At 60.5% G+C, this 23,873-nt stretch carries 24 protein-coding genes and 4 pseudogenes; 13 read left to right on the plus strand and 15 right to left on the minus strand.

Going from position 1 to position 23,873, the window contains the following annotated elements; genetic code table 11:
- Positions 1-141: pseudogene (locus YU9_RS48415) on the plus strand (IS110 family transposase); the annotation flags it as partial.
- A gap of 193 nt (positions 142-334) precedes the next feature.
- On the opposite strand, the gene YU9_RS0134985 reads toward YU9_RS48415, so the two are convergent.
- Both YU9_RS0134985 and YU9_RS0134990 read right to left on the minus strand, forming a co-directional pair.
- Positions 335-1,306, minus strand: coding sequence for an ABC transporter substrate-binding protein (locus YU9_RS0134985; protein WP_027576920.1), 972 nt, complete (start codon positions 1,304-1,306; stop codon positions 335-337).
- A 242-nt stretch (positions 1,307-1,548) separates the two neighbouring features.
- The gene (locus tag YU9_RS0134990) at positions 1,549-2,523 is read right to left on the minus strand and encodes an ABC transporter substrate-binding protein (protein WP_063623784.1); all 975 of its coding nucleotides are present in this window, start codon (positions 2,521-2,523) and stop codon (positions 1,549-1,551) included.
- A 335-nt stretch (positions 2,524-2,858) separates the two neighbouring features.
- Between YU9_RS0134990 and YU9_RS46700 the strand changes: the two genes are divergently transcribed.
- Entirely contained in the window at positions 2,859-3,290 is a 432-nt protein-coding gene (locus tag YU9_RS46700) for a DUF4440 domain-containing protein (RefSeq protein WP_084299179.1), read from the plus strand.
- 580 nt (positions 3,291-3,870) lie between these two features.
- Here the strand turns inward: YU9_RS46700 and YU9_RS0135005 are convergent.
- Both YU9_RS0135005 and YU9_RS0135010 read right to left on the minus strand, forming a co-directional pair.
- A complete protein-coding gene (locus YU9_RS0135005; protein ID WP_156952303.1) occupies positions 3,871-4,392 on the minus strand; it encodes a hypothetical protein in 522 nt (173 codons plus the stop codon).
- Between the two features lie 270 nt (positions 4,393-4,662).
- On the minus strand, positions 4,663-5,031 hold the full coding sequence (locus YU9_RS0135010) for a hypothetical protein (RefSeq protein ID WP_036018915.1): 369 nt from the start codon (positions 5,029-5,031) through the stop codon (positions 4,663-4,665).
- A 799-nt stretch (positions 5,032-5,830) separates the two neighbouring features.
- On the opposite strand from YU9_RS0135010, the gene YU9_RS50850 reads away from it, so the two are divergent.
- Positions 5,831-5,962, plus strand: a complete 132-nt coding sequence (locus tag YU9_RS50850; RefSeq protein ID WP_256375933.1) for a hypothetical protein — start codon at positions 5,831-5,833, stop codon at positions 5,960-5,962.
- Here the strand turns inward: YU9_RS50850 and YU9_RS43475 are convergent.
- From YU9_RS43475 to YU9_RS44855, 3 genes are all read right to left on the minus strand, one after another.
- Entirely contained in the window at positions 5,959-6,120 is a 162-nt protein-coding gene (locus tag YU9_RS43475; RefSeq protein WP_198028352.1) for a hypothetical protein, read from the minus strand. The genes YU9_RS50850 and YU9_RS43475 overlap by 4 nt on opposite strands.
- Positions 6,121-6,300: 180 nt before the next feature.
- A complete protein-coding gene (locus tag YU9_RS0135030) occupies positions 6,301-6,657 on the minus strand; it encodes a hypothetical protein (protein ID WP_027576926.1) in 357 nt (118 codons plus the stop codon).
- A complete protein-coding gene (locus tag YU9_RS44855) occupies positions 6,654-7,760 on the minus strand; it encodes a restriction endonuclease (RefSeq protein WP_084299180.1) in 1,107 nt (368 codons plus the stop codon). Before YU9_RS44855 ends, YU9_RS0135030 begins: the two co-directional genes overlap by 4 nt.
- A 288-nt stretch (positions 7,761-8,048) precedes the next feature.
- Here YU9_RS44855 and YU9_RS51280 point away from each other — a divergent pair.
- Both YU9_RS51280 and YU9_RS51285 read left to right on the plus strand, forming a co-directional pair.
- Positions 8,049-8,333: pseudogene (locus YU9_RS51280) on the plus strand (diguanylate cyclase domain-containing protein); the annotation flags it as partial.
- A gap of 73 nt (positions 8,334-8,406) precedes the next feature.
- Entirely contained in the window at positions 8,407-8,571 is a 165-nt protein-coding gene (locus YU9_RS51285) for a hypothetical protein (RefSeq protein ID WP_371259245.1), read from the plus strand.
- A 13-nt stretch (positions 8,572-8,584) separates the two neighbouring features.
- On the opposite strand, the gene YU9_RS43485 is transcribed toward YU9_RS51285, so the two are convergent.
- The 3 genes and pseudogenes from YU9_RS43485 to YU9_RS46705 all read right to left on the minus strand — a co-directional run.
- Positions 8,585-9,610 (minus strand): sensor histidine kinase, encoded by a 1,026-nt coding sequence (locus YU9_RS43485; RefSeq protein WP_051380622.1) that lies wholly within the window; start codon positions 9,608-9,610, stop codon positions 8,585-8,587.
- 78 nt (positions 9,611-9,688) lie between these two features.
- The gene (locus YU9_RS0135050; RefSeq protein WP_027576928.1) at positions 9,689-10,075 is read right to left on the minus strand and encodes a response regulator; all 387 of its coding nucleotides are present in this window, start codon (positions 10,073-10,075) and stop codon (positions 9,689-9,691) included.
- A 307-nt stretch (positions 10,076-10,382) separates the two neighbouring features.
- A pseudogene (locus YU9_RS46705) lies at positions 10,383-10,580 on the minus strand (YhjD/YihY/BrkB family envelope integrity protein); the annotation flags it as partial.
- 420 nt (positions 10,581-11,000) lie between these two features.
- Here YU9_RS46705 and YU9_RS0135065 point away from each other — a divergent pair.
- Both YU9_RS0135065 and YU9_RS0135070 read left to right on the plus strand, forming a co-directional pair.
- Positions 11,001-11,447 (plus strand): DUF4440 domain-containing protein, encoded by a 447-nt coding sequence (locus YU9_RS0135065; protein ID WP_051380623.1) that lies wholly within the window; start codon positions 11,001-11,003, stop codon positions 11,445-11,447.
- A gap of 213 nt (positions 11,448-11,660) precedes the next feature.
- Positions 11,661-12,068 (plus strand): hypothetical protein, encoded by a 408-nt coding sequence (locus YU9_RS0135070; protein WP_027576930.1) that lies wholly within the window; start codon positions 11,661-11,663, stop codon positions 12,066-12,068.
- Positions 12,069-12,404: 336 nt separating this feature from the next.
- Here YU9_RS0135070 and YU9_RS0135075 read toward each other — a convergent pair whose 3' ends face one another.
- Both YU9_RS0135075 and YU9_RS49610 read right to left on the minus strand, forming a co-directional pair.
- Positions 12,405-12,686, minus strand: coding sequence for a hypothetical protein (locus YU9_RS0135075; protein ID WP_027576931.1), 282 nt, complete (start codon positions 12,684-12,686; stop codon positions 12,405-12,407).
- A 396-nt stretch (positions 12,687-13,082) separates the two neighbouring features.
- Positions 13,083-13,376: a hypothetical protein gene (locus YU9_RS49610; protein ID WP_027576932.1), complete on the minus strand. Its 294-nt coding sequence runs from the start codon at positions 13,374-13,376 to the stop codon at positions 13,083-13,085.
- 31 nt (positions 13,377-13,407) lie between these two features.
- Here YU9_RS49610 and YU9_RS0135085 point away from each other — a divergent pair, with 31 nt between their 5' ends.
- Positions 13,408-14,433 carry a cytochrome-c peroxidase gene (locus tag YU9_RS0135085; protein ID WP_027576933.1) on the plus strand — a complete coding sequence of 342 codons (1,026 nt, stop codon included), beginning with the start codon at positions 13,408-13,410 and terminating at the stop codon, positions 14,431-14,433.
- Positions 14,434-14,868: 435 nt separating this feature from the next.
- Positions 14,869-15,930, plus strand: a complete 1,062-nt coding sequence (locus YU9_RS0135090) for a hypothetical protein (RefSeq protein ID WP_156952304.1) — start codon at positions 14,869-14,871, stop codon at positions 15,928-15,930.
- A gap of 5 nt (positions 15,931-15,935) precedes the next feature.
- Here YU9_RS0135090 and YU9_RS0135095 read toward each other — a convergent pair whose 3' ends face one another.
- Positions 15,936-16,295, minus strand: coding sequence for a methylamine utilization protein (locus YU9_RS0135095; RefSeq protein WP_027576935.1), 360 nt, complete (start codon positions 16,293-16,295; stop codon positions 15,936-15,938).
- Between the two features lie 206 nt (positions 16,296-16,501).
- On the opposite strand from YU9_RS0135095, the gene YU9_RS43490 reads away from it, so the two are divergent.
- The 3 genes from YU9_RS43490 to YU9_RS0135110 all read left to right on the plus strand — a co-directional run bounded on the left by YU9_RS43490 (position 16,502) and on the right by YU9_RS0135110 (position 21,484).
- Positions 16,502-19,450 (plus strand): EAL domain-containing protein, encoded by a 2,949-nt coding sequence (locus tag YU9_RS43490; protein ID WP_063623786.1) that lies wholly within the window; start codon positions 16,502-16,504, stop codon positions 19,448-19,450.
- A gap of 188 nt (positions 19,451-19,638) precedes the next feature.
- Complete coding sequence (locus YU9_RS46715) at positions 19,639-20,037, plus strand: hypothetical protein (RefSeq protein ID WP_371259244.1); 399 nt, start codon at positions 19,639-19,641, stop codon at positions 20,035-20,037.
- The gene (locus tag YU9_RS0135110; protein ID WP_027576937.1) at positions 20,018-21,484 is read left to right on the plus strand and encodes a methyl-accepting chemotaxis protein; all 1,467 of its coding nucleotides are present in this window, start codon (positions 20,018-20,020) and stop codon (positions 21,482-21,484) included. The genes YU9_RS46715 and YU9_RS0135110 overlap by 20 nt, the downstream gene beginning before the upstream one ends.
- 94 nt (positions 21,485-21,578) lie before the next feature.
- Here YU9_RS0135110 and YU9_RS48425 read toward each other — a convergent pair.
- Together YU9_RS48425 and YU9_RS0135120 are read right to left on the minus strand one after the other, a co-directional pair.
- Positions 21,579-21,686, minus strand: a pseudogene (locus YU9_RS48425) (IS110 family transposase); the annotation flags it as partial.
- 336 nt (positions 21,687-22,022) lie between these two features.
- Positions 22,023-22,214, minus strand: a complete 192-nt coding sequence (locus YU9_RS0135120; RefSeq protein ID WP_027576938.1) for a hypothetical protein — start codon at positions 22,212-22,214, stop codon at positions 22,023-22,025.
- Positions 22,215-22,573: 359 nt separating this feature from the next.
- On the opposite strand from YU9_RS0135120, the gene YU9_RS0135125 reads away from it, so the two are divergent.
- Positions 22,574-23,605, plus strand: a complete 1,032-nt coding sequence (locus tag YU9_RS0135125; protein ID WP_036017133.1) for an IS110 family transposase — start codon at positions 22,574-22,576, stop codon at positions 23,603-23,605.
- Positions 23,606-23,873 lie beyond the last annotated feature (268 nt).

Below are 23,873 nucleotides of genomic sequence, written 5' to 3' on the forward strand. Positions count from 1 at the left end.
GCCGCCAAGAAGCGATTGCACCACAACGTGCTGGCGATTGCGCTCGCCAACAAGCTCGCCCGGATCGCCTGGGCGGTCCTCAATAAGGGACGCGCCTTCACGTGCGTCAAGACGGAGGAGATGGCGTCCGNATCTGCTTGATCCTCGCGCCGTGCGCGGCGCCGTCAAGGCGCAGCCTGGCCGCAGGAGAGCAAGCCGTCAGGACAGCACGGCGGCCTGTGGGTCAAAAGCGCCGGTTTGAACCGCGCCGTGTCACTTCCGGTGTGGCCCGATCAGCTGACCATATCTGAGCCAAACCGAACTTCGCCATCAGGCCAACAACGGAAGTCGCGCCTTATTCGATCACCTCGTCGGCACGGGCGAGCAGCGATGGGGGGATTTGGATGCCTAAGGAGCGCGCGGTTGCCGAGTTGAGAACCAAATTGAACTCCGTAGGCTGCTGAATGGGCAGATCATCCGGCCGAGCACCTTTTAAAATACGTGCGGCGTAAGTGCCGATTTTTTGAAAAGTTCCGACAAGGCTGGGCCCGTAGCTCATCAAGCCACCGGCCGCCGGAAATTCGCGGAATTCGTAGGAGGCCGGAAGCGAATGACGATTGGCCAGTGCGACAATTTGCGCACGCAGGTTAAAAAACATCGCATCGTTGCTGACGAGCACCGCCCCGACTTGGGCACTGACTAGCTGCCTGAATGCTGGTTCGAGGGCATCCGGGTTGCGCGCCTTGGCGACTTTCAAGGGCCGCCCGGTCGAACGGGCAATTTCGTCGATTTCCTGCAGCAGGTCTTGATTGTCAGAGTTTACCAAAAATCCGACGGTAGCGTTTTGCTGGAGCAGCTCCTGAATCAGTTCGAGACGCTTGAGGACAAGCGTCGCTGTCATCATAGATATGCCCGTGGCGTTGCCTCCGGGATGAGCGAAGCTCTTTGCCAGCCCGAGCTTCACCGGGTCTGACGCAATTATGAATACGATCGGAATGGTTGAAGTTGCCCTCCTCGCGGCGAGCGCAGCCACATTGCCCCCTCCGATGATCAAGGCCGGATTGAGGTGCAAGAGCTCTTGTGCGAGCTCCGGAAGCTTATCGTGGTTTCCTCGTGCCCACCTACGTTCTATCGTGACGTTTCTTCCGACCATGTAACCACTCTCCGCGAGACCTCTTTCGAACGCTGCGTCATAAGGGCTCGCCATGTCAGGTGACCCCACGGACAGCACACCAATTATAGGTACCGCTGATTGTTGCGCGCTCGCCGCAAGCGGCCACAGAGGTGCCGCACCGACAAGAAGCGTGATGAACTCGCGCCGTCTCATGTCCGCTCCCTAGGCTCTCATGCGGCATCGTAGCGGTCCAGGCGGGCACAATGATAGAGGCTTGAAACCGCCATGACAGCCATTGCCGCACCGCACAGCCAATGTCGTAGTTGGGTCAAAAGCGCCGATTTGAATGGCGCCGTGACACTTCCGGTGTGCCCCGATCAGCAGACCATTTCTGAGCCAAACCAAACTTCTCCATCGGGCCAATTCCCGACTAATGCACGCAGCAAGCAGGTCCTCTATTCGATCACTTTGTCGGCCCTGGCGAGCAGCGTCGGCGGGACTTCGAGGCCGAGCGCGCTTGCGGTCCTAAGATTGATCGCCAACTCGAACTTGGTGGGCTGTTGCACCGGCAAATCGCCTGGTTTTGCGCCGTTGAAGATCTTGTCGATGAAGGCTGCGAGCTGGAAATAGAGGTCAGGATAGTTTACGGCGTAGGCGATCAGTCCCCCGGCTTCGACGAACTCGCGGGCTGGGAAGACGGTGGGCACACGGTTGCGGGCTACCCATTCAACGATCATTTGTTGATGCATTTGGGTGAGACCGTCTGCCCCGACGACGAGGCCGTCGATATGCCGTCGCACCACCAGTTCGAATGCGTGGCTCAGGTCACCCTCGCTCCGCACGTCAAGCAGCTCAGCCTCGAGACCCAGCAAGCGTGCCGCTATCTTTGTCTCTTCCCATTCGGCTGGGACAGCTGGATTGCCCATGTTGTGAAGCAACCCAACTCGCGTGAGGCCAGGAACCAGTTCTTTGAGAACCTGAACCCGTTTCGCTGTCAGTTCGGTGCTGAAAGTAATCACCCCCGTGATGTTGCCGGTCGGCCGCGCGAAGCTCGCTACGATCGCACCGGGGCCGCCCATTGTCATCATGACTACTGGAATCGTTCCGGTCGCGTTCTGAACCGCCGTGGTGGCAGGAGTGCCTCTCGCCAGGATCAGGTCGACTTTGAGGCCAACCAATTCGGATGCGAGGTCCGGAAACCGCTCGGCCCGACCGTCAGCCGACCGATACTCGATGATCAAGTTGCTTCCTTCGAAGTAACCGAAATCGCGCAGACCTTTGCGCAGAGCCTCGAGATTGGCGGCGTTCCGTGCCGCCGGTATTGGCTCCACAATCCCGACGCGATAGACCTTCCCGCCTCGCTGCGCACGCGCTGCGAGCGGCCAGGCCGCCGCGCCGCACAGCAGCATGATGCATGAGCGCCGGTTCACTCCCGGTCCCTCCGTGCTTCCGACTGGAAGCATAGCACACCTCGGCTACAGCAGGAGACTGCTGCGCTGCGGGATTTCGATGCTGCCTATGTCGCAGATGGGTCAAAATGCGAAGACCTCAGAGTGAGGAAATCCAGTCCGCTCCGCCCTACTAAGCGGCCTCAATACCTTCCGCGACTTCGCTGATGGGCCAGTAGCGGCAGAGTGGGGGCCGCAGATTGTCCTCTGCCCGACCGAGGAATAAAATGCCCTCCAACTTTCCGAGTTTGCAACAATCCGGTGCGCAAGCTCATCGCGGGCAACGCGAGGGGGGAGCCTCATCATCGGAGGTACACATGGCAGTGGAAGATCTTGATCGCGCAGTCGAGCGAAGTAATCGAGCCGTGGCAGCGGTATTCCGAGGTGATCCGGGACCGGCGAAGGCTCTCTTTTCAGAAAATGATGACGTCACTTTGGGCAACCCTTTTGGGCCCTATGCACGCGGCCGTAAAGAGGTCGAAGAAACGATTGCCCGTGCCGCCTCAAACTATCGCGATGGCGACGTCACCGGCGTGGAACTTGTAGCGAAATATGTGTCCGATGGGCTCGCCTGTGTCGTCGAAGTGGAGCGAGGGCATGCCAAGGTTGGTGGGAGCGATCAAACGGCCACAGTGGCTTTGCGTGTGACCAGCCTCTTTCGCTTGGAGCACGACGTTTGGAAACTTGTCCACCGGCATGCCGACCCGATCACGACACTACGCCCAGCAGCGTCTGTGATCAGCCAATAGCAACGCGCTATCATTCGTTCGGCGTTCTCATCTTCAGCGACAACAATCTGCTTGCCACGAGTGCGCGGCCTCGACTTCTGTTGTGGGTCACAAGCGTCGATTTGGCGATCGACTGGTTTGCGTTTGTAAGCCGACATGCAGGGGCACGCGGCGGATGGAGGCGTCGCATGACGTTGCAGCCGCGTCTCTGACGCTCCTCGGCGCAGTTCATACGGCAAGTGCTACGAACGACTTGTTCGTCAAGGTAGACTCACTTTATTTCATTTCCCGTCACGTTTATGCGGGAGACAAAATGCGCTCGTCGTTTTCGCCTTCGCTTCAGTGCGGTTTTGCCCTGGAGGTGGATGGCCTTCTCAAAACCTGTTTCGACACCTTGGAGGGTGCGACGACCGGTGCCCGAGAGATCATCCGGAGGTTTCCCAATTTGCGGGTCAGGATCTACGACTTCGCCGCCAAAGCGAGTTTGGACGTGGAGGATACGTAGGGGCGGATCGCAGTTTCTCGAAGTCTAAGCCAGCCGCGTCGGCCAAATCTCTGTCACCGTTCCAGCGCGAAGATGGGCGGCGCCTCCGAAAAGGCTCTATGCCGGATCTCGATGGACCACCGGCCAGTACCAGCCCTCCGGGCCCATCGCTCTCATGGCGTCGCGGATGCTCTCGATCTCCGAAGCCGAAAAGCGGTCGAGCAGGTCCAAGGCCGGCTTGCCGCACTTCAGCCGCGTGCCGGCGAGCTCGACAAGCAACCATTCGCCCGACGACTCGGTGCCCCGGGGCCCAGCGCCCACGGCGCCCCGTTCGATGAAATGCGTCCAGCGCTTCGCCGCCCGCACCCTCGCTTCCAGCTGCTCCTCCTTGAGCTGCTTCAGCAACATAGGATCGAGCCCCAACGCGATCGCCCGCTCGGCGGCCTCGATCAAGTCTACATTCTTGCGCGCGACGAAGATTCCGCCTTCGAACACCTGCTTCGGCGAGGAGCAGGCGCGCCAGACGTCGCCGTCGAGGCGAAGCAGCACGCCGCGTTCGTCGTCTACCCCGACGTAGAAAACATCGGGAGCAAGCCAAGATGCCGGACGGATCGTAAAAGACGGAGTCTGGTAGGACATGAGCGATCCTCGTTGGTTGAAGGCGGGCTTGTTCGAGTCTCCGCCACCGCGCGAAGTCTCCAAGCGTTCCATCGTGATTTAGTCGCAAAAACGGGGGGCGCAATCGATGGTTATTCGTGCGGCGACAGCCCGCAAGGATTCATCTTTTTCAATGGATTGAATCGCCACGCGAAAAAGATTCTTGAAAAAATCGACGATGGGGGCCGCGGGCGAGTTTTCAAGGACTCGTCCGCGCTCGTCGAGCGGCGAAGAGGCGACCGCCCAACGGTATCAATCGGGATAACGCCCGCCGGCGGCGGAGTAGGCCTTCAGGAGCGCTTCGCTCCACGCCGCCATCGCCTTCGTCTTCTCCGGGATACGCTGCGCCTGAAAATACCACCGCTTTCCGGTCCGGCCCACGCGATCGAGCTCGTCCCTGCGGTCGCCCGCGATCTCGTGGCCGATCACCAGCGAAGCGGTGCCCGGTGGCAATTCGGTGTGGTCGAGGATGAAGTCGCCCAAAGTGGAGCGGATGATGTGCATGGAGAAGGGCGGAATTCCGCGCAGGACATCGCGATGGTTGCCTTGGCGCAGGCCCCTCATGCTGCGCAGGTGATTTGCGAGCGCGGATCCCGAAACGGGGGCGTCGCCGTTGCTCATCACACGGGAGGCGAACACCCGACTACGAAGCGCCCGATGCTGCGGGCGGCGGCTCGTTGCCCAGAACTGCCGGCGGCGAAAGCACCGTCACGCGACCGGCCCGACCGCATCAGGCCGAGGACGAATTTGCGATTCAGACCCGAGGACCTCGACATTCCGGTCGTCTACGTGACGCACCACGCCGAGGCCCGTCCCCGAACAGGCGTTCGCGCCAGCGAACCGGTCGCTGCCGTCTTCAAGCTTCTGAGCATGGCGAGGCCCGTGTGACGGCGGGCCGGACGCTGAGCCGGAACTCAGAGCAGCGCCAGGACCGCAACAACGACGATCAGACCCGTCGCGGTCACGCACCAGCATGACAGTTCAAGGACTCGCATGATCTCCCCGGTTGAAGGGCCTGCCCTGCCGCGACCCTATACCCGGAACCCGGCAGGCGGAACCGAAACTTTCCCGCGGCTTCATGTGTTCACGACGGGGGCGCAGGACACGCGAGGCCTTGCCCATGCCCATCATGCCGATAGGCGATGTGTTTCTCACCGTCGCGATTATGACCTTGGCCTTCCTGGGGGAAGTCGCTGTTTTCGTTCTGCTCGGCATCTTCTGAATCAAGCCCGTGCCTTGGCGCGAGCCTAGCGGGCGCACCACGTCATCCTCGAAAGAACGCGGGGGCGCGATGTCCACCATCGCCTTGGCCGGCCCCGGATTCCTACGGTCGCATCGATGCGTGATCGTTTAGCATCCGCGATTATATTTCCAAACTATGGACGTCGAGTACGATCCCGAGCGCGAGGCGTTTGCGGCCATGAAGCTCGCCGCCGAGGCCGATGGAGCTGAACGGCAGAGATGGATCAACGCCGCGCTGGCGTGGATCGAACTCACTCGCCTGCGTGTGCCGTTCGGCCGCGAGCGGGGCGTGAGGGAAGAGGCGATTTAGTCGCTTTCGGACTGACCCTCCGGACAGGTGTCGCCGATGGAATCCAGGACGTCACAGATTTCGACGATGGCCATCTCTGCGGACAGCCCGGCTGGCGGATCTCGGCGTGCATTGTCCGAAGCGCGCTGACGGGCGCGCGGGTTGGCGCGGTCCTGCATCCAGCCGTCCTCCTCGCATTCGCTGGATGCAATCTATCAGGGCGACCGGCGTGGGAGCGCCGCCGATGATCCAGTCCCGAGATTGCTGGACGTTTCGAATAGGCCCGCCCCGGTGAAGGGATTGCAAGACCTCAGCGGAAAACATTGCCCCCTTTCACGCGGCCGCAAGGCAGAAGGCAGTCAGATGCCGATATTGACCTTCTCGAGTTCGTCGGCCGCTCGCGTTAGCTGCGCGAGCTCGAACTTCACATGCACATTGAAGTCGCGTGAGCCGTCCTCGACGGCGCGGAGCGCCGCGCTCCATTTGTTCGCGAATGCCTCCAGGACTGTGACAGCCGCGGCTCCGATCCCGCTGAAACTTTCGTGAACCGCACGGAAGGCCTCGGGAGGTTCTATTCGGGCGACTTCCATGTCGAAATCCAATGCTTCCAAGACGTATCCCTCAAGCGTTTCGACGGCGTGCAGGAGTCGTACGGGATCAGCGGGTGTGCCGGGCGGTCCAAGGGCAGCAGGAATTTCGTCGGTGATGCAGGTCATTGCTCGTTGGGTTTTGGCGCCAAGTCTCGGCACCCTGTCCCCGGAGAACTCGAGATAGCGCGCCAAATCAACTGCCTCCGGCTCCTGCGAGCGCGAATCCTGTCGACGTCCTGCGCCTCATCCTTCAGAGACGCGAGTCTCGAGCGCAAGAGCTCCTCGACCAGCAGATACTCCCAGAGCTTCGGACGGGACGAGACGAGCTCCACCACCTTGTCCCCCTGTCGAGCGAAGATCGCAGCCGTGTCCTCGATGGGTCCCTCCTCACCAGATTCGCAGAAATCTTCGATTTCGTCGGGGTCGTGTCGCTCTCCCAGCGCTTCATCGAAATCGAGCAGATCGTCTCGATGCAGGAGAAGAACGCCGGTCTGGCCTGCAAGCGCCCGGGCGGCCTTCGTGTAGGCAGCGTTCGTGACCACGCAAGCAAGATCCGCTTCCTCGAACTGCATCGCTGCGTACGCTTCCTGAACCGCCTTGTTGCCGACCGCCTTCGAGTACAGTTTGCACTGCAAGACCACGCGGACGCCCTCGCGTTCGGCGATGACGTCCGCGCCTTGATCTCCTGACCCCTTGGTGGTTCTCGCGTCCCATCCCTGCGCTCTGAGCTGTTCGGCGCACCATCGCTCGAACTCGATCGGATCGGCGATGTCGTCCGGGTCGTCGACCACGGCCTCCTCGCGGCGAACCGCGTCCTCTATCAGATCAAAGCAGAAGGCCTCGAACTCCTTGTCGGATTCGTACTTCAAAAACGTGGCTGGGTCGCGCGCGCCAGGCAAATCGAAGATGAGGACGTTGCGGTAGAAGTGCTCCTTCTCCTTTATCCACCGGTCTATGTTGACCTCCTGATAGGCTCCGAAGAAGACCGTCTGGTCACGGCGCCTCCTGAGCGTTTTCGCGTGCGTTTGGATGATGGTCTTGGCCGCCTTGCTGACCTCTTGTTTCCGCTCGGCGTAGTTCGCGGCAACGACGACGAGGAAGGCGACGATTGCCATGCCAACCAGCAGCGCACCCAGCGGATGTTCGCTGGCCCAGTTGTAAAACAAGACGCAACCCACAAGCCCCAGCAGCACCAGACAGCCGAGCGCGTTATCTCGTCCGGAAAACATATGATTCTAACCATCCCTGCGAAGACAGGGCCGAGTAGATAGCCGGCGTTTGTGTGTCAATCCGGAGTTCTCCGAACGCGCAAGGTACGGCAATGGCAATGCCGGAACCTTTTCGTTCGGGTTTCATCAACAGCTGCCTTGGCCGTTCGAAGTCAAGGCTGGCTCCGGAACTGAGCTGGCTGCGCGCCGCTTCGAAGTCGAGATGCCCAGCATCACCCAAAGGCGAATTGCGAAGCTAACCGCCGTCGTCATCGGGACTTGCTCTTCTGGCCCAGCTCTCCCCACTTCGTGAAGGAGGATGTCGATAAGATCAAATCTGACATTCGCTCCGAGTTCAGCAAGCGGGACGGTTTGAAGGTAATCGACGTCCAGACGATCAAGGAGAGCGATCGAAAGCTGTCCGGGTTCGACTTCAACGACACCTATGGCCACTCCGCCGGCGACGACTGCATCCGCCAGGTGGCGCAGGCGCTCGCGTCCTGTTTCAAGAGGCCGGCCGACCTGGTCGCGCGCTACGGCGGCGAGGAGTTCGCGATTCTTCTAGCCGAGACGACGCTTGCGAACGCGGAGGGCCTGACGGAGACCGTGCCTCTCGATTGTCGACCTTGCCATTCCCCGTCAGGGAAGTGCCCATGGCCACGTCACCATCAGCGTCGGCCTAGCCAGCGGCAAATGCGAAGCGAGAGCGTCGACGGCATCGATGCTGGCGGCTGCCGATGGCGCCCTTTACGTCGCCAAGGAGCAGGGTCGCAATCAGGTCTGCGTCGCGGCCGACAACCCTAGTCTGAGGCTGGTAGAGCCGGCGGGTTAGGCGCCGCCCGGAGCTAGGCGGGGATCTCCGCGAACGACAATTCGCAAACCAGGCCCTCCGGACGCCAATGGCGCGCGATGTGCCCCCTCAAGGTACGGATCACGCCATCGATCGCGCCTACCCCGAAGCCCTTGCGAATGGGTTCCTGCACCTGCGGCCCTCCGCTTTCCGACCAGCGCAGCGCGAGCGGGTCGACCTCCCATTGGATCTCGATCCGCCCCGACGGGGTCGACAAAGCGCCGTACTTGGCGGCATTTGTCGCAAGTTCGTGGACCGCGACTGCGATGGCCTGCGCCAACGTCGGCGGCAGGCGGAGGTCCTCGCCAACGATGCTGATCCGGCCGCCGTCTCCGCCCGTATAGGGCCGGAGCTCTTCCGAGATGATCGTCTTCAAGCTCGCGCCGGTCCAACGCGAGGCGGAGAACAGTCTCTGCACGTTGGCGAGCGCACTCAGCCGCCCCTGAAATGCCGCCTGGAATTCTTCGGCGCTGTTCGCCTTGGTCAGCCGCAGCATCGCCTGGATCACCGCGAGCAGGTTGTTCGAACGGTGGTCGACTTCGGCCGTGAGGAGCATCATCCGCTGCTCCGCCTGCTTGCGGGCCGTTATGTCGACCAGCATGTTGACCGCCCCAATCAGCCGGCCGCGCTCGTCGCGCAGCGGGGTCGGGTAAGGCGTGAAACAGATCCGCGAGCCGTCCGGCCGTTCTGCGACGGCCTCGGTGTCGCGGACCGGCCGGTTCTCCTTGAGCGCGACCGCCATGGGACATTCGTCGTGCGGAAGCGGCGTGCCGTCGGGCCAAAAGAGCTTCCACGTCACGCACCACATCTCGCCAATCTTCGGCGTGCGACCGGCGAATTCGATGCAGGCTTGATTGAAGAAGGTGATCCGGCCGAAGGCGTCGGTCGTGTAGATCGCGGCGGGTAAGGCCTGGAGGAGATCGCGGAATCGCTGTTCCGAATCCTTGCCGCCGCCGTTCCGCATCGCCGCATGCCGCGCGGCAATCTCTCCGATGGCGGCCTCGTCCGAATGTCCAAACAACTGCAGCCTCGGGGTTCACGAACGGCGGGGGACCGAGCAGGCAATTCGCCATAAAGACCATTGTTCCATGCGTCTTGGTCAGCCCGCGGCGCCGCCGGTGTTGAGAAGCTGCGAGACCGCCGTGACGAGTTGGGCCGGCGCGAAGGGCTTGGTGAGCAGGATGCTGTTGGGCACTCCGAGCCTGGCCCATTCCTCGGCGGCCGTCCCCGTCATGTAGATGACGGGAAAGGCTGGGTCGCGTTCCCTGGTGAGGCGCGCGAGATCCCAGCCGCTCGTCGCGCCTTTCAGGTTTACGTCGGTCACAAGCGCGCGGAATTCGTAGATTCCACTCTTCCGGACGGTCGCGGCTTCTTCCGCCGACGACAGGCTCTGGGGCCGGAAGTCGCCCTCGGTCAGCGCCTCCTCCAGCATCTCCTGGATCTGGTAGTTGTCCTCGGCCACCAAGATGGTGAGGGAATCGGTCAACTAGAGCCCCATGATAGCTGTCGATTCTACGCGGTGGAGGTGGCCGGGTTCCACTAGAAGAGTTGAAGTGCACAGACGCGGCTGGTCGGCGGACCGCCTTCAAGGCGCTGGCTCGCGACCGCTCTCGAGGCCCCGTAGACTCACGCAATCCAAAATGTCGGGCGGAAGGTATATCTCTCCCTGCAGCACCGGGGCTGGCGTTTTCATCGCTGTTCATATTTTTGCCGGTGGGCCGCAGTTAACAGTCTGCGGCCATTCTGCATCTGGTCCCGGAATGCGGCGGATCGGTTTGCCGACGGCCCGAGGTTCAGCCGCCGCGTGCCGCGCCCACCGTATCTGCCATCATCGTACCACGCGCGCCCATCGGCTTCTCGGAGCCGGTCGTCCTGTCCCGCGCGGTCTGGTGCTCCATCTCGGCATCGAGCTCGGCGCCCAGCAGGATGACGATTGCGGAGATCCAGAGCCAGGTCATGAAGCCGATCGCGGCGCCGAGCGATCCGTAGGTCTTGTCGAGGCGGAAGCTGGTGCACGCCGAGCCAGAGACATCGAAGTGGGAGAGTCGCTCCTACAGGTGCCCGAGCTGTAAGAACATCCTTCGACTGGTTGAACATGTCGCACCAGCTACGAACGGCGGATCTCCAAACCTTGAGCCATACCGCCAGTCGAAGCGAGCCCGCTACATCATCCCAAAGACACGTCATTTGAATCGCGTCGTCGGATAGGCGCTATTGATGATCGGCTGGCCTGGATCGCCCAGTTCGGCAGCAGGATCGGGGAGGGCGGCCGACAAAAAGGAATGTCACATTCCAGGCGACCGCGCGAGCATGATGCGTCGCAATACGTGAAGCGATTGCCGTCAATCTGTAATTGATGTCTTATCGGTGCCTTCTGATTTCAGAGTTGATAGTTTGGGGAGGGAATTGCGATGCTGCGGATCTTGCTCTCATGCTTTTTCGTGACGGTTTTGTCGCTGTCTGCCATGGCGATCGACGGGGATCCAGAACGACAGGTTGAGGGAATCGCTTCCGAATATGCGGCGAGCTTCAACAAGCAGGACGGCGCTGGAATTGCCGCGCTGTTCGCGACCGGCGGAATCCACGTCAATCCAGCGGGGCCGCGCTCTGACATCGCGGAATTTTATCAAGGCGCCTTCAAGGCAGGGTTCGACCACGAAGAAATCACAGTGGACCAGGCATGGCCGTTGGAGACGGACATGGCGCTCGCCATCGGCGGATACCGTCTTACGGGCAAGAATCAAAGTGGTGCGCCCCTCGAGACAGGAGGCATCTGGACGGCGACCTACGTGACTGAGGGTGGCAAGCTCAAGATTCGTTTGTTGTCGGCGATGCCCAAGCCTCCGGCTCCGAAGTAGGGGCACCTCATCTTCGACGCGCCCAACACGGCGCTTTTGCGTGCGGTCCTCGATGAGGTCCGCGAGAGCATTTCGCGGTGCGAGATCGGCGTGCGCACGCCGGTCGCCTCGAAGATTTTGGCAGCGGCCGAAGTCTCGCAAAGGATTGAGGCGAGTTGGGCGCGAAGCCCTTTCGCGGCGCCGACCAGCGGTGCTGACCGATGGGAGTTGGGGGTGAATTTTCAGGTCACGGTCCTAAAGATCCTGGTGAGCTATCCGGACGGCTTCGCCGTGATGGCCGACCTCAAGCGCGACATGGCGATCCTGGCGACCAGCGGGCGCGACTGGTCCGAGCGGACTAAGCGCTTGGCCGCGCGCGTGCCGGATCTGAATATCTTTTCCCAAGCTCTCGTCGAGCGTCTGAACGGCGGGTGGCGCATCACCGACAAGGGCCGCGCCGTGCTCGAAACGATGGAGGCCCGTCAGCGCGATCCGGAGCACGTAGTCGAGGGGGCCGCATCCGAACTGTGTAGCCCCGCAGCGCCTCCGCCGCGGCTTGCGGCGAATAGAGGCATTCGCCGTTCGGACCGCCGACGAGATCGACGCATGGCCCGCGAACGCATTCGAGCAAACGCCTCCTGAACCATTGTTCTTTCCAGAGACGTCGCTGAGCCGAGCAAACAGGTTTTCGCGCCAGCCACGCCGCCGCGCTGGCCGAAGATGGAGAGGCACCCGTTTCGGCCGCGCCTTGTGGGCAAGTTCCGAAGGCACCCACCCGCCGCCTCGAAAGGGGACCGAGGACAAGAGTGCTATCAGAAAGTCCAAGAACTGCGAAGGCGCGCTTCGCAACCCGGCGCTCGCGATCAAGTGCCAGAGCTCATGGTCGGAGTCCCCCTAACCACGGTCTCGCTACCCAGTCCTTGCCGCGACCGCCATTACCGGCGTGTCCAAATGCGATGCGTCAGCAGCCGCACGCGCTTAGCCGCGCGTTTCTTCAATGAGCTGATTGATCCGTACGGACTGAGCCAGCAATTGCTTTCTAGCTCCCTCACTATCGATCTGTCCGATGAAGCGCCGGATGTAGACGTTTGCGAGATCAAGAATGAAGAGGATTTCGCGCAACTCCTCCGGCGATCCAATTTCCAGCGTCTTGACTTGTGCCAGCAAGGCAGCAACTTCGTTCAAGACCTGAACGGGCCTTTGCTGGGGCAAATGGTCTTGCGATTTATGGCGCGGACGGAATTTGATGACCGTTGTCATGGGTCAAGGAGCCTCTTGTCGGCTGCTTAGAATTTGATCAACAGCAGGTCGCTCCCGCGAAGGGAGCGATGATGAAAAATGCAAAAAACAAAACGCAATCAACACCACGCGAGAGCAACTGTTCGCGCAGACCTCCGTAGAAGACCGGCAATCCGCCGTGGAATCACCGGCCTCCACAATACAGTTTCGCGCTAAAGTTGTTAATATGGATTTACAAGTGCATTTGGTTCCTTACCGCCGCTCGATGTTGATCCGGCGATTTTCGACGTGTGGGATAAAGCCATGTGAGGCTTTAGTCCGTTCGGCTAGAAGTCAACTCGCATTCGATCACGCAAACAATCCTGCTCGGAATCTCAATCCCAAGCGCGGTGCAGCAGTCCTGCTCTATCCCGCGATCTACCAGGCGTCCGGCTTTGCACGGGAGACCGGATTCGGCGTGCTCATCATAATAGGAATCGAGACACTTCGCCCGTCGTGCGCAAGACTCTGCGACGAGGCTCGCAAGTCCCGGATCCTGAGCCAGAGGGAGCCGGAAAGCTGGGTGCGCTGCAAGCATTGATCACGATTGCCGAAGTTGCCGAGAATGCGCGCGTGGTCCGATGGAGTCTTGCAGAAGCCCATTGCGGCGCTGACGCCTTTTGGCGCAACTTGGTACCAAGCCATTAAGGTTTCATTGACCAAGTTGTTCATATAACAAGCGGTTATGCTCTTGAGGAAGCCGATGAAGGTCTGGGTCAGCCTGGCTTTGCTTGCGGCGCTCGTGCCGCTTGGGCCGCGCTTTGGCGCGCCGGCAGCGGAGTCATCCGGCGACGCCACGGCGATGCGCGCGAGCTACCGCCGACCAGCGGTGATTCCTTTCCCGGATGACAATCCTTACTCTGCGCCAAAAGCAACTCTTGGCAAGATGTTGTTCTTTGATCCGCTGCTCTCGAGGTCCCGAACCGTTTCCTGTGCGACCTGCCATAATCCGTCGCTGTCGTGGGGCGATGGCCTTGCGCGTGCTGTCGGGGAGGATCCGAAAGGCCTTCCGGTGCGTGCACCCACTCTGATCGACGTGGCGTTCATCGAGCCGCTGGGCTGGGACGGAAAGTTCAAGGATATTGAATCGGTCACGTTTGGTCCGATCACGGGGCGGGCCAACATGAATCTGACAGAATCGGAGGTGATCGACCGGCTGTCCGCCATCCCGGCCTATGTCGATGCGTTCGCGAGCGCGTACGGAGATAGTGCGATTACCCGTCGCAGGATCGAAACTGCCTTGGCGACGTTTCAACGCACCATTGTCGCTGAGGAGTCCCCGTTCGACCGCTGGATCATGGGCGACGAAACCGCAATCAGCGCGGCGGCCAAACGTGGGTTTGAGATCTTCAACGGCAAAGCGCGCTGCGCAAACTGCCACAGCGGGCCGTCTTTCACCGATGGATCGTTTCAGGACATCGGCACCGCAAAAGATGGTGATATTGGACGCGGGCGGCTGTTTCCGACATCACAAAAGCTCCGGTACTCATTCAAGACACCGACATTGCGCAACGTTGCAGAGCGCGCGCCCTACATGCATGATGGATCGGTCGCAACGCTCGAAGAGGTCATCGAACTTTATGACCAGGGTGGGATCGACCGTCCAAGCCGGTCGCCTTCAATCAAGCCTTTATCCCTGACAGCAGAGGAAAAGTCCGAGCTGGTCGCCTTTCTTCAAACGCTGACTGCCTCGTCCCCGGCCACGCCTCTTCCCAACTTGCCGCGCTGACGAGCTCCCGTAATCGCGTCCTCGGGAACGGAACTCAGTGAACGTGCGGCAGTGCCGACCCAAGCAGGCCAAAGCCGAGGACAAGAAGCGCGCCTGCCCAAGCTTCCAGAGTTTCAGTGCGCGTTGCGCAGCGCTTCGCGCCGCGGGCCAGCACTGAGCCTATTGCCACTCGCGCCGTACCTAACGCGTCGAACATGGACCGTTCCAACCATCCGTTTCGTCTGACGTTCAGTACGACGTCCGGATTGAAGGCTCGTCCGCGAAATCTGTAAAATTTGAAAGGACTTGCGGCCCCGACTGCCCGCATCCGCCGCGGCGCGGCTGCATTAACCACCAATCAACCAGCAGGTGCTGCGAACATCACAAACCTTAAAATTTATGCTAAGGTGAACAAATCGTTAAGGCTGTGCTTTTCCAAACGGGCGGATTTTTGAAATGTTCAGGTCTCTGGGGCGGGATGCCATATCGGCATCTCGGGGAATTGCTCTGTTTGCCAGGTCCATCGTGGGATTCTTTAGTTGGGCCCTGGGGACCCGAGCTGCCAGCGCCCATGTCAAATGGTTCTGTGCGTATGATGCCGCCGGACAGCCGCGAGGCCTTGAGAACGTCCTGTGTCGGGATTTTGAGCTCCTCCTAGGCGTTGCGTTGCTCTGGCTCTTTTCCGGCTGCGTGGTCGAGCGCACGTCTCTCGGCGAACTGGTGGCCCGCTCCCTGAACCGTTTCACGCAAGGCTTGCGCCTGCACACCGAAGTAATGATCCGCGCCGTCTGTGGCTTTTTCTTCATCTCGGTCTGGGCGGTCGGAGGTATCATCCTGACCCCCGAATTGAAAACGACGTCCGCAGTGGTGGGACCTTTGCAGCTCGCCATCGCTGCCGGCCTGCTGTCGCGCCGCACGATGCCATTCTCGGCGGCGGGAATCGTGATGTTGTTCGGTCTTGCCGTCCGCGATTACGGCACGTTTCATCTGGCCGATTACCCGATCTTTCTGGGTCTTGCGGCCTATCTTGCTCTCACGGGATTGCAAAAGGATTTGTTGGGCGTTCCGCCGCTCGATGTCGTGCGCTATGCCACCGCCGTGACCTTGATGTGGGCGTCAGTGGAGAAGTGGGCCTATCCGGAATGGAGCTTTCCGCTTCTGATCGAGCACCCCGGCATCACGCTTGGATTCGACAATGAGTTCTATATGCGGGCCGCAGGCATGGTCGAGTTCACCCTTGCCTTTGCCTTGGCTTGGACGCCGCTGGTCCGGCGCGTGGCAGCGGCCATGCTGCTCGGAATGTTCATCAGCGCGTGCTTCGAATTCGGCTGGCTTGATGTGATCGGGCACTCGGCGATTATTGTCGTCCTGGTTGCGATTCTTGCCGACAAGCGCCCGAAGGAAGCCAAGTATCGCGCCCCGTGGCTCGCTCCCGCCGGACTATGTGCCGCACTGACCGTCACGCTGTTCGCCTATTACGTCGGTCACGCCGCGATCTTCAACACTTCAATACTCTAGGGTCACTACTTGGTGACATGCACGCCAAGCTTCATTTTGGGATGAATGCCGCACAGGACCGTGTAGTCACCTACCACGGAAAAGACGACGTCGAATTGGCTGCCCGGCTTTTGATCACCGCTGTCGAACTCGAACGTCTCCGAGCTCAAATAGGCGTGGTGCAAGAGCTCTCCATCATCGTTAACGAACCGTAAAGTCTCGCCGCGCTTGATGATGACCTCGCGCGGCCTGAATTCGCGATCCTTTTGCGAGATCGTGAAGGGGGCTGCGCCGAGAGCGCCGCCTGCGAGCAGTCCCGCGGTGATCGCTGTTGTGAGGTGGAGACCGAACTTGCCCAGGCGCAAGGGTAAAAGTCTTGCAATCATTTCAACCCCGCTGAAACTTCAACTTTACCAAATATCTGGCTTGGCTCGGATGTTCCGAGCGCGTGAGTACTCCCAGACTTATCGCAGGTTGATCTTAACGATTTCCGCATCCCTTGCAGTCATTACTAGAGAAATTTGAGGCGGAGGCAGGCGGCTGCGTCCGCGCCTATGTTTGCGATTAGTTGTTTACAGCGAAAGACACCGCGATGAGTCTTTTCGTCGGCAGGGTTGTGCGCCAACCGAAAGCGGTTCTTGAGACGCTTCGGTCCGGAATCGCCTGCCTGTTGCGGCTTGTCGAGGCGCGCGGCTCAATTCGAACCGGGATCTTGATCTTCTGTCTCGCAATGAGCGCGATCGCGGCAGCCCTTGGGGGTTATGCCACCCTTGGCATGCGACACGCCGGCGACCTGGTTGCCAAAACCTTCGACGAGTCACTGATGTCGATCAACTACGCGCGCGCGGCGGGTGCTGATTTCGCCGCAATGCGCGTGGCATCTGCACAACGCCTCCTCACCAGGGATCCGTCGGTCCGTGCTCGACTTGAAGCCGAAATCGACGAGCTGGCGAAGTCTCTTTCTGAAGATGTGACGATAGCGGCGGAACGGTCGCAATCCGGCCGGGCCACAAAAGCGGCCGCCAAAGTCCAGGAGGCCGCAAGAGCCTGGACCGCGCTTCATCGTCGTTCAGTGCAAGCGCCTGCTGACGAGCATGGGAGTGCTGAAGCGAAGGTGCGTCAGATCGACGATCTCGATCAGTACTCCAACGCCGTCAATCAGCAGATTGAATTGCTGGTGAACTATACAGCCGGCGATGGCTTCTTATTCCGTCAACGTGCGCTTGCTGCAATCAGGCGGGATCTGCAACTCAACGTGGCCGGCCTGACCTTTGCCCTTGTCCTGTCCGGGCTGTTTTCGTGGATGTTGGCCCGCCGGATCATCGGCCCAGTCGCGATTGCCTCCAAAGCGGCAACGAGCATTGCTGATGGCGACTTGAATACAGACATTCCGAAGGGCGGCGGTGATGAGCTCGGTACCCTCCTGGCCGCAATGGGAAGGATGCGGGACAATATCAAGGCGATGATGGATCGCGAGGTGGCGCAGCGGCGCTCGGCGCAGGCACGCCTGTCCGATGCCCTCGAGAACTCCCGCGAGGGGGTCGTCCTCCTCGATAGCGATGGCCAAATCGCCCTATCCAATTCCAGAGCCAGCGAATTCATTCATTGCTTGCCACAGCTTGTTCACCCCGGTTGGTTGCGGGGGGCTCGGGTATCAAGCGACGACAGCTCGCCTGGACTCGCTCTTCGAGACAACCTCGGCAACGTCGATACCGTGGAGGGTGAAGCCCAGCTCCCGGACGGTAGGTGGTTGCGGGTCAGCCGCAGCCCAACCCAGGAGGGCGGGGTAATGCTCGTCTACAGCGACATTACCGGGTTGAAGCAGCAGAAGGCGGAGCTGCATGCGACGAATCTAAGACTCGATGCGGCGCTCACGCATATGTCGCAAGGTCTCTGTCTCTATGACAGGGAGGGACGGCTGCAGGTCGTCAACCGTCGCTTCTGTGAGATCTTCGATATTTCGCCGGAGCTCGTGCGTCCAGGCATGACATTCGAAGATGTCCTCGGCCTGAGTGTTGCCGCCGGCAATCATGGCAGCCAGACTGTGGGCGATCTTCTGGCGGAATGCGAGGAATTCTTGGCGCGCCGCAGCGGCGGCAACTACCTCCAGCAACTCAGCGAGGGACGAATCGTCTCGATCGCCCATCGCTCCACATCCGACGGCGGCTGGCTGATCAGTTGTGAAGATGTGACCGAACAACAAAAGGCGCAATCTCAGATCGCGTTCATGGCGCGCCACGACGCGCTGACCAGATTACCAAACCGGTCTCTCTTCGGCGAGCGGATCGAGCGAGCCGTTGCGGAGGTCGGCCGGGGAACCGGGTTTGCCGTGTTCTGCATCGACCTGGATAACTTCAAGCAGATCAATGATACCTTGGGACATCCGGTGGGCGACGCGTTGCTTTGCGCGGTCGCCGACCGATTAAGCGCGTGCGTCCGAGAGGTTGATACCGTTGCGCGTTTGGGTGGCGACGAGTTTGCCGTCGTTCAATCTGACGTCCGAAACGGTGAAGAGGCTAAGCGCCTCGCCCAGCGCATCGTGGAAAGTGTCGGAGCGCCCTATGAACTGGTCGGCCATCGCATCATCGTCGGGTGCAGCGTCGGAATTTCGCTCGCGCCAGGTGACGGTACGACGCGCGAAAAGCTCCTGAAGAACGCCGACATGGCGCTGTACCGGTCCAAAATGGACGGCAGAGGAACATGGCGGTTCTTCGAACCAGCAATGGACGCAAGCCTGCAAAGCCGCCGAGCGCTCGAAATCGACCTGCGCGAGGCTATGGACAAGGACGAGTTCGCTCTGTTCTACCAACCCATTTACGACTTGCGAAGGGACCGGATCAGTGGCTTCGAAGCCTTGTTGCGCTGGCAGCATCCCAGGAGGGGGCTCGTGCCGCCCGATCAGTTCATCCCGCTCGCAGAAGAAATCGGTCTCATTGCGCCGCTCGGAGAATGGGTTCTCAACCGTGCGTGCGAGCAGGCCGCCAATTGGCCGGACGAGCTCAAGATTGCGGTCAATGTCTCGGCGAGTCAGTTTCGTGACCCGAGATTTGCAGATGTCATCGCCAACGCGATCGACGTGTCAGCGCTGGCGCCGCACCGGCTTGAGCTCGAAATCACGGAATCGGTACTGCTCGGCAACAGCTCCGAAACGATCGCGACCCTGCATGAGCTGAAGGCGCGTGGGCTGCGCATTGCCTTGGACGATTTTGGTACCGGCTACTCGTCGCTGAGTTACCTCCGCAGTTTTCCGTTTGATAAAATCAAGATTGATCAATCCTTCGTCCGTGACGCAACGGCGACAAATGGGTCGAAATTGATCGTCAGGGCGATTACCAGTCTCGGAAGAAGCCTTGGTATGACAACGACAGCGGAGGGGGTCGAAACGGTTGAGCAGTTGAACCAGATGAAGGCGGAAGGCTGCAACGAGGCGCAAGGGTTCTTGTTCAGCCGCCCGGTTCCAGCAACCGAACTCGCATCAACGATCCTGAGCTTGCGAAACGGCCTCAAGCGAAGGGACTGGAGCAGGGCGATAGCCAGCTAGGACTGCACGGCTCGTGGCGCTCGACCGCGCGCGCCCACGCCAGCCTGAGGCAACTCGCAGCGTTGACTGCGGAAGTCGGGCGACCGAGGCGCTCTGTTGCATCCCCAGCGCAATCTTTTCGAGCGCGGAGTAGCGCTTCAACCTATAGCTTTACCCTCGGTTAGCTTAGTTCGCGATAGTCTCCCCAAATGGGATCAGGGCAAAACATTCAATGCACGCGCTGGCCTGCCTGGCTGAATGCGGCCGCGCTCCTCATCGTGAGCTGGAGTGTCATCGCAGCACTATCGCTCCGCGCCGGCGCAGGTGCTGAACTGGTCGCCGCGGCTTTTCCGCCATGGTGGAGTGCCCAGCAGGCGTTTTTGGCCGCGGCATCCGCCAACGCCGCCATTGTCCGGACCACTGCCGTTCCAGCCCTGCTGGTGGTTCGGCCCGACGACCATGATGGCCTCGCCCGGCTCCGCAATGCCGGTGCTTGGCTGACCATCGATCCGCAGGCGATTGTCGCCTGCATCAGAACAAATGATTTGAAAGCGGACGATTTGAAAGCAAACCATTTGGGGATTGCAAATGACCTTCGAAGGCGATGAACTGGAACGCTTGCGTCAGTCCACCAGCAAGATTCTGCTCGCGGTGCTCTGGGCGCATCTGCCCATTGCTGTCATCATTGCTCTGACGCTCGGCGCCGATTGGCTTGTACCAGTCTCCTTCATGGTCGCGATGGCGCTGGCCTCGACCTGGTCGTGGCGCATGAATGCGAATGGGCTTTCCACCCGCTTGGTCTTTGCCGTTGCCTTGATGGCCGGCGTGTCCATGTTTGTCTTCCAGTTCGCGGGGCATGCTTGGCAGGTCGACATGCACATGTACTTCTTTGCCGCACTGGCGATCCTGGTCGCCTATTGTGATTATCGGCCCATTATCGCCGGCACGGCGGCGGTCGCGCTGCATCATCTGACGCTGAACTTCATTCTCCCGGCGGCTGTCTATCCGGGAGGCGCCGATTTTGGCCGGGTCATTCTCCACGCTGTTATCCTGCTTGTCGAGGCCGGCGTATTGATCTGGCTTGCGCAGACGCTCTCGAATCTGTTCGCGACGGCGGCGCAGAAAACGGCGGAAGCCAAGGCTGCCACCGCGGCCGAAGCGCGCGCCAACGCCGATCGAATCCGGAATGAGCAAGCCAAGCGAGACCGGGATGCAGCAAGGCACCAGCTCTCCGTCGGCTTTGAGCGCAAGATCAGTGAAGTCGTCGCAGCGGTTGCGGTGGCCGCCAGCGAAATGCAGGGGCTGGCGGCGTCCATGAATGAGGGCAACGCGGAAACGACCCGGCAAACCGCTGCCGCCGCAGCAGCTTCGTCGCAGGCCTCGACAAATGTGGAAACCGTCGCATCTGCCACCTCGGAGCTCACTGCTTCCATCAATAGCATCGCCAAGCAGGTAACGCGCTCCGCCTCGATTGCCGCCACGGCGGCCGCGCAAGCGCAGCGCACCGACGCCGTATTCAAAGGGCTTGCTGCGGGTACGCAGAAGATCGGCGATGTCGTGACGCTCATCCACAACATTGCCGGTCAGACCAATCTGTTGGCCTTGAATGCGACGATCGAAGCCGCGCGTGCCGGCGAGCATGGCCGCGGATTTGCGGTCGTCGCGAGTGAGGTCAAGGATTTGGCCAACCAGACGGCCAAAGCGACCGAGGAAATTGCAGCACAGATTCAGGACATTCAAGCTGCCACCGTTGAGGCCGTGAACGCGATCGCAGCGATAGGTGGCACGATCGTCGAGATTGATCAGATCTCCGGTGAAATCGCGGCGGCGGTCGATCAGCAGAGTGCTGCAACCCGCGAAATTGCGGGCAACCTGCAGCAGGCTGCCGACCGCACCAAAGATGTGAGTGGGAGTATCGTTAACATCAATAGCGCGTCCGAGGAGGCGAGCAGCGCCGCAGGGCGGCTGTTTGATGCTGCGACAGCGCTTTCGTCACAATCCGATCACCTTAAGATCGAAGTCGACAGCTTTCTGAGCTCGTTGTCGGCCGCGTGAGGTTCTCCGGACAAAGTATTCTGGCCCCTACCTGACCACGTACCCTCAGAGGTGCACCATCTAAGCGGTTCTATGCCCCTTCGCGTAAGGCGGCCTGCCGGAGCACGATGGCACCGCGGTGATCATGACCCACGAGATGGAACGAGTTCTTGCCGATATCGATGCCGATCACGGCGATCGCTGCATTGAGCTTCCGAGACATGGTGTGCTCCTTGTCTTGAGCGCCCCTTGCCAGCTTCTCGCACTGGCAGGGCCGGAGCACGGCCGGACCATTCCATTAACGGACGTGGAACATTCCTATCCTCCGCGAAAAGTTGGACGTCATCGGCCCTGCTTGCAGATCGCTTTTGCATTTGTCCAGTTTGCTCCTGGGGTGTCGCTGGTGGCACGGACGTACTACCTCGGTGCACAACGCTCCGATCGAGCCGCGAAAGAGTGCTCAAGAGGGTTATAGCGACGAACGAAAAACAGCAGCGGCAAACGATGAACAAAAAACCCCGCCGAAGCGGGGTTACTGATGCAGTGTAGCTGGTAAATGTTAGGCTTTAGCCATGCACTCTTTGACATACGCCTTCTTCTTCGACAGATGAAGGCCCTGCGCAGAAGCCTCCTTCTTGCAAGCCTTCTGCTTCGCAAGCCACTCGGGGTTCTGTGTCGCGCTTCCTGCAAGTGCAGGTGTGGCGACTGCTACTGCCAGCAAGCCGGCTGTGATAACGCCAATGTATTTCATAAAATCTCCAAAAGTGTGATGCATCGAGAACCATGTTAGGTTCCCTCCTAACGAAGGCAATGTCGAGCGCGCCCAAAATAGCATCAAAGCGGCTCGATTTCTGAGTAAGGAGGGGGCAGTGTGACGAAGAACCGTGCAGCGGCTCGCTGTCTTGCCGTCCTCGTTGCGGCAAGCTCGATTCCATTCTGACAATCTGGTCGTACACAGCCGAAAGGCTGGCGAGCTGACTCCACCGTCAACAGGCACGACGTTGTCGTCACAGCTTCCGCTTGTGATGCTGTGGACGGCTCCTCCACCGGCACGAGAGTGCCAAGGTGTGGGCGCCGTTTGAGGCTCCCACGATTCGGAGGAGCAGCCCTATGCAGCCAATTTCGACCATCGGTCTGGATATCGCGAAGTCAGTCTTCCAAGTGCACGGCGTTGATGCAGCTGGCCAGGTGATCATCCGCCGTCAGTTGAAGCGCCGGCAAGTCCTGACGTTTTTCCAGAAGCTGCCGCCCTGCCTGGTAGGGATCGAGGCTTGCGCATCATCACACCATTGGTCCCGCGAGTTGCAGGCATTGGGGCATGCGGTGCGATTGATGCCTCCGGCCTATGTGAAGCCCTACGTCAAGCGGCAGAAGAACGACAGCGCTGATGCGGAGGCGATTTGCGAGGCGGTGACGAGGCCCAACATGCGGTTCGTGCCGACCAAGACGGTTGAACAACAGAGCTGTCTGATGCTTCACCGAGCGCGCCACCTCTTCATCCGCCAGCAGACTGCCGTGATCAATTCAATCCGCGCCTATCTCGCCGAGTTCGGGATTGTCGCCCCTGTCGGGCGCAGGGGTGTCGAGCAACTGCTGGAAGTCGTCGCCGATACAGCCGAAGACCGAGTCCCGGAGGGCGCCCGGATGTGTCTTGCTGCTCTCGGTGGTCAATTGCGCGCGCTGAAGGCCCAGATCCTGGAGTTCGACCGACGCATCATCGCCTGGCATCGATCAAGCGCGACGAGCAAACGGCTGGACGCGATCCCCGGCGTTGGGCCGGCTTTGGCAACAGCTCTGGTCGCGAGCATTGCTGATCCTAGAGCTTTTCGATCGGGACGAGACTTCTCGGCCTGGGTTGGGCTTGTACCGAAGCAGAGCTCGAGCGGGGGCAAAGACAAGCTTGGCAGCATCAGCAAGCAGGGCGATCGCTATTTGCGTAGCCTGTTTACGGCTGGCGCGCTCGCCGTAATCCGCTACGCCAAGATCCATGGCACCGATCATCGGCCATGGCTCACGCGATTGTTGGCCCGCCGGCCCACCAAGGTCGCGGCCATCGCGCTTGCCAACAAGCTCGCCAGGATGGCCTGGGCGATGATGGCGAGGAACGAACGCTACCAGGAGCCGGCCGCGCTGGCGGCCTAAACGAGATCGCGCCGACATCGCCGGCGTGACGTAACGGTTGGGAGGGCGAACAGCACGTAATGCAGCGCCGGTCGATCCGGCGATCAGGACAACCCATACGGGCCACGGCATCTTCGAATGCGTGCTTTTGATCGGGACCTGATCCGCGGAGGGCATTATGGCCAGCGGTCAAGTGAACCGCACAAACAGGCCGAACACATGGCTGCTCCGACCAACGCCGCAAAGTGAAGATTCTCCTTGCCAACCCGGAGCCGTCCACACATGGCCC

The sequence above is a fragment of the Bradyrhizobium sp. WSM1743 genome (genome assembly GCF_000473065.1).
In the GTDB taxonomy this organism is placed as follows: domain Bacteria; phylum Pseudomonadota; class Alphaproteobacteria; order Rhizobiales; family Xanthobacteraceae; genus Bradyrhizobium.

Coding starts and splice junctions, on each gene's coding strand:
- YU9_RS0134985 (WP_027576920.1), bottom strand. CDS start 1,306: ATGAGACGGCGCGAGTTCATCACGCTTCTTGTCGGTGCGGCACCTCTG.
- YU9_RS46700 (WP_084299179.1), top strand. CDS start 2,859: ATGGCAGTGGAAGATCTTGATCGCGCAGTCGAGCGAAGTAATCGAGCC.
- YU9_RS0135005 (WP_156952303.1), bottom strand. CDS start 4,392: ATGTCCTACCAGACTCCGTCTTTTACGATCCGTCCGGCATCTTGGCTT.
- YU9_RS0135010 (WP_036018915.1), bottom strand. CDS start 5,031: ATGAGCAACGGCGACGCCCCCGTTTCGGGATCCGCGCTCGCAAATCAC.
- YU9_RS50850 (WP_256375933.1), top strand. CDS start 5,831: ATGAAGCTCGCCGCCGAGGCCGATGGAGCTGAACGGCAGAGATGGATC.
- YU9_RS43475 (WP_198028352.1), bottom strand. CDS start 6,120: ATGCAGGACCGCGCCAACCCGCGCGCCCGTCAGCGCGCTTCGGACAAT.
- YU9_RS0135030 (WP_027576926.1), bottom strand. CDS start 6,657: ATGACCTGCATCACCGACGAAATTCCTGCTGCCCTTGGACCGCCCGGC.
- YU9_RS44855 (WP_084299180.1), bottom strand. CDS start 7,760: ATGTTTTCCGGACGAGATAACGCGCTCGGCTGTCTGGTGCTGCTGGGG.
- YU9_RS0135065 (WP_051380623.1), top strand. CDS start 11,001: ATGCTGCGGATCTTGCTCTCATGCTTTTTCGTGACGGTTTTGTCGCTG.
- YU9_RS0135075 (WP_027576931.1), bottom strand. CDS start 12,686: ATGACAACGGTCATCAAATTCCGTCCGCGCCATAAATCGCAAGACCAT.
- YU9_RS49610 (WP_027576932.1), bottom strand. CDS start 13,376: ATGAACAACTTGGTCAATGAAACCTTAATGGCTTGGTACCAAGTTGCG.
- YU9_RS0135085 (WP_027576933.1), top strand. CDS start 13,408: ATGAAGGTCTGGGTCAGCCTGGCTTTGCTTGCGGCGCTCGTGCCGCTT.
- YU9_RS0135090 (WP_156952304.1), top strand. CDS start 14,869: ATGTTCAGGTCTCTGGGGCGGGATGCCATATCGGCATCTCGGGGAATT.
- YU9_RS0135095 (WP_027576935.1), bottom strand. CDS start 16,295: ATGATTGCAAGACTTTTACCCTTGCGCCTGGGCAAGTTCGGTCTCCAC.
- YU9_RS43490 (WP_063623786.1), top strand. CDS start 16,502: ATGAGTCTTTTCGTCGGCAGGGTTGTGCGCCAACCGAAAGCGGTTCTT.
- YU9_RS46715 (WP_371259244.1), top strand. CDS start 19,639: ATGGGATCAGGGCAAAACATTCAATGCACGCGCTGGCCTGCCTGGCTG.
- YU9_RS0135110 (WP_027576937.1), top strand. CDS start 20,018: ATGACCTTCGAAGGCGATGAACTGGAACGCTTGCGTCAGTCCACCAGC.
- YU9_RS0135120 (WP_027576938.1), bottom strand. CDS start 22,214: ATGAAATACATTGGCGTTATCACAGCCGGCTTGCTGGCAGTAGCAGTC.
- YU9_RS0135125 (WP_036017133.1), top strand. CDS start 22,574: ATGCAGCCAATTTCGACCATCGGTCTGGATATCGCGAAGTCAGTCTTC.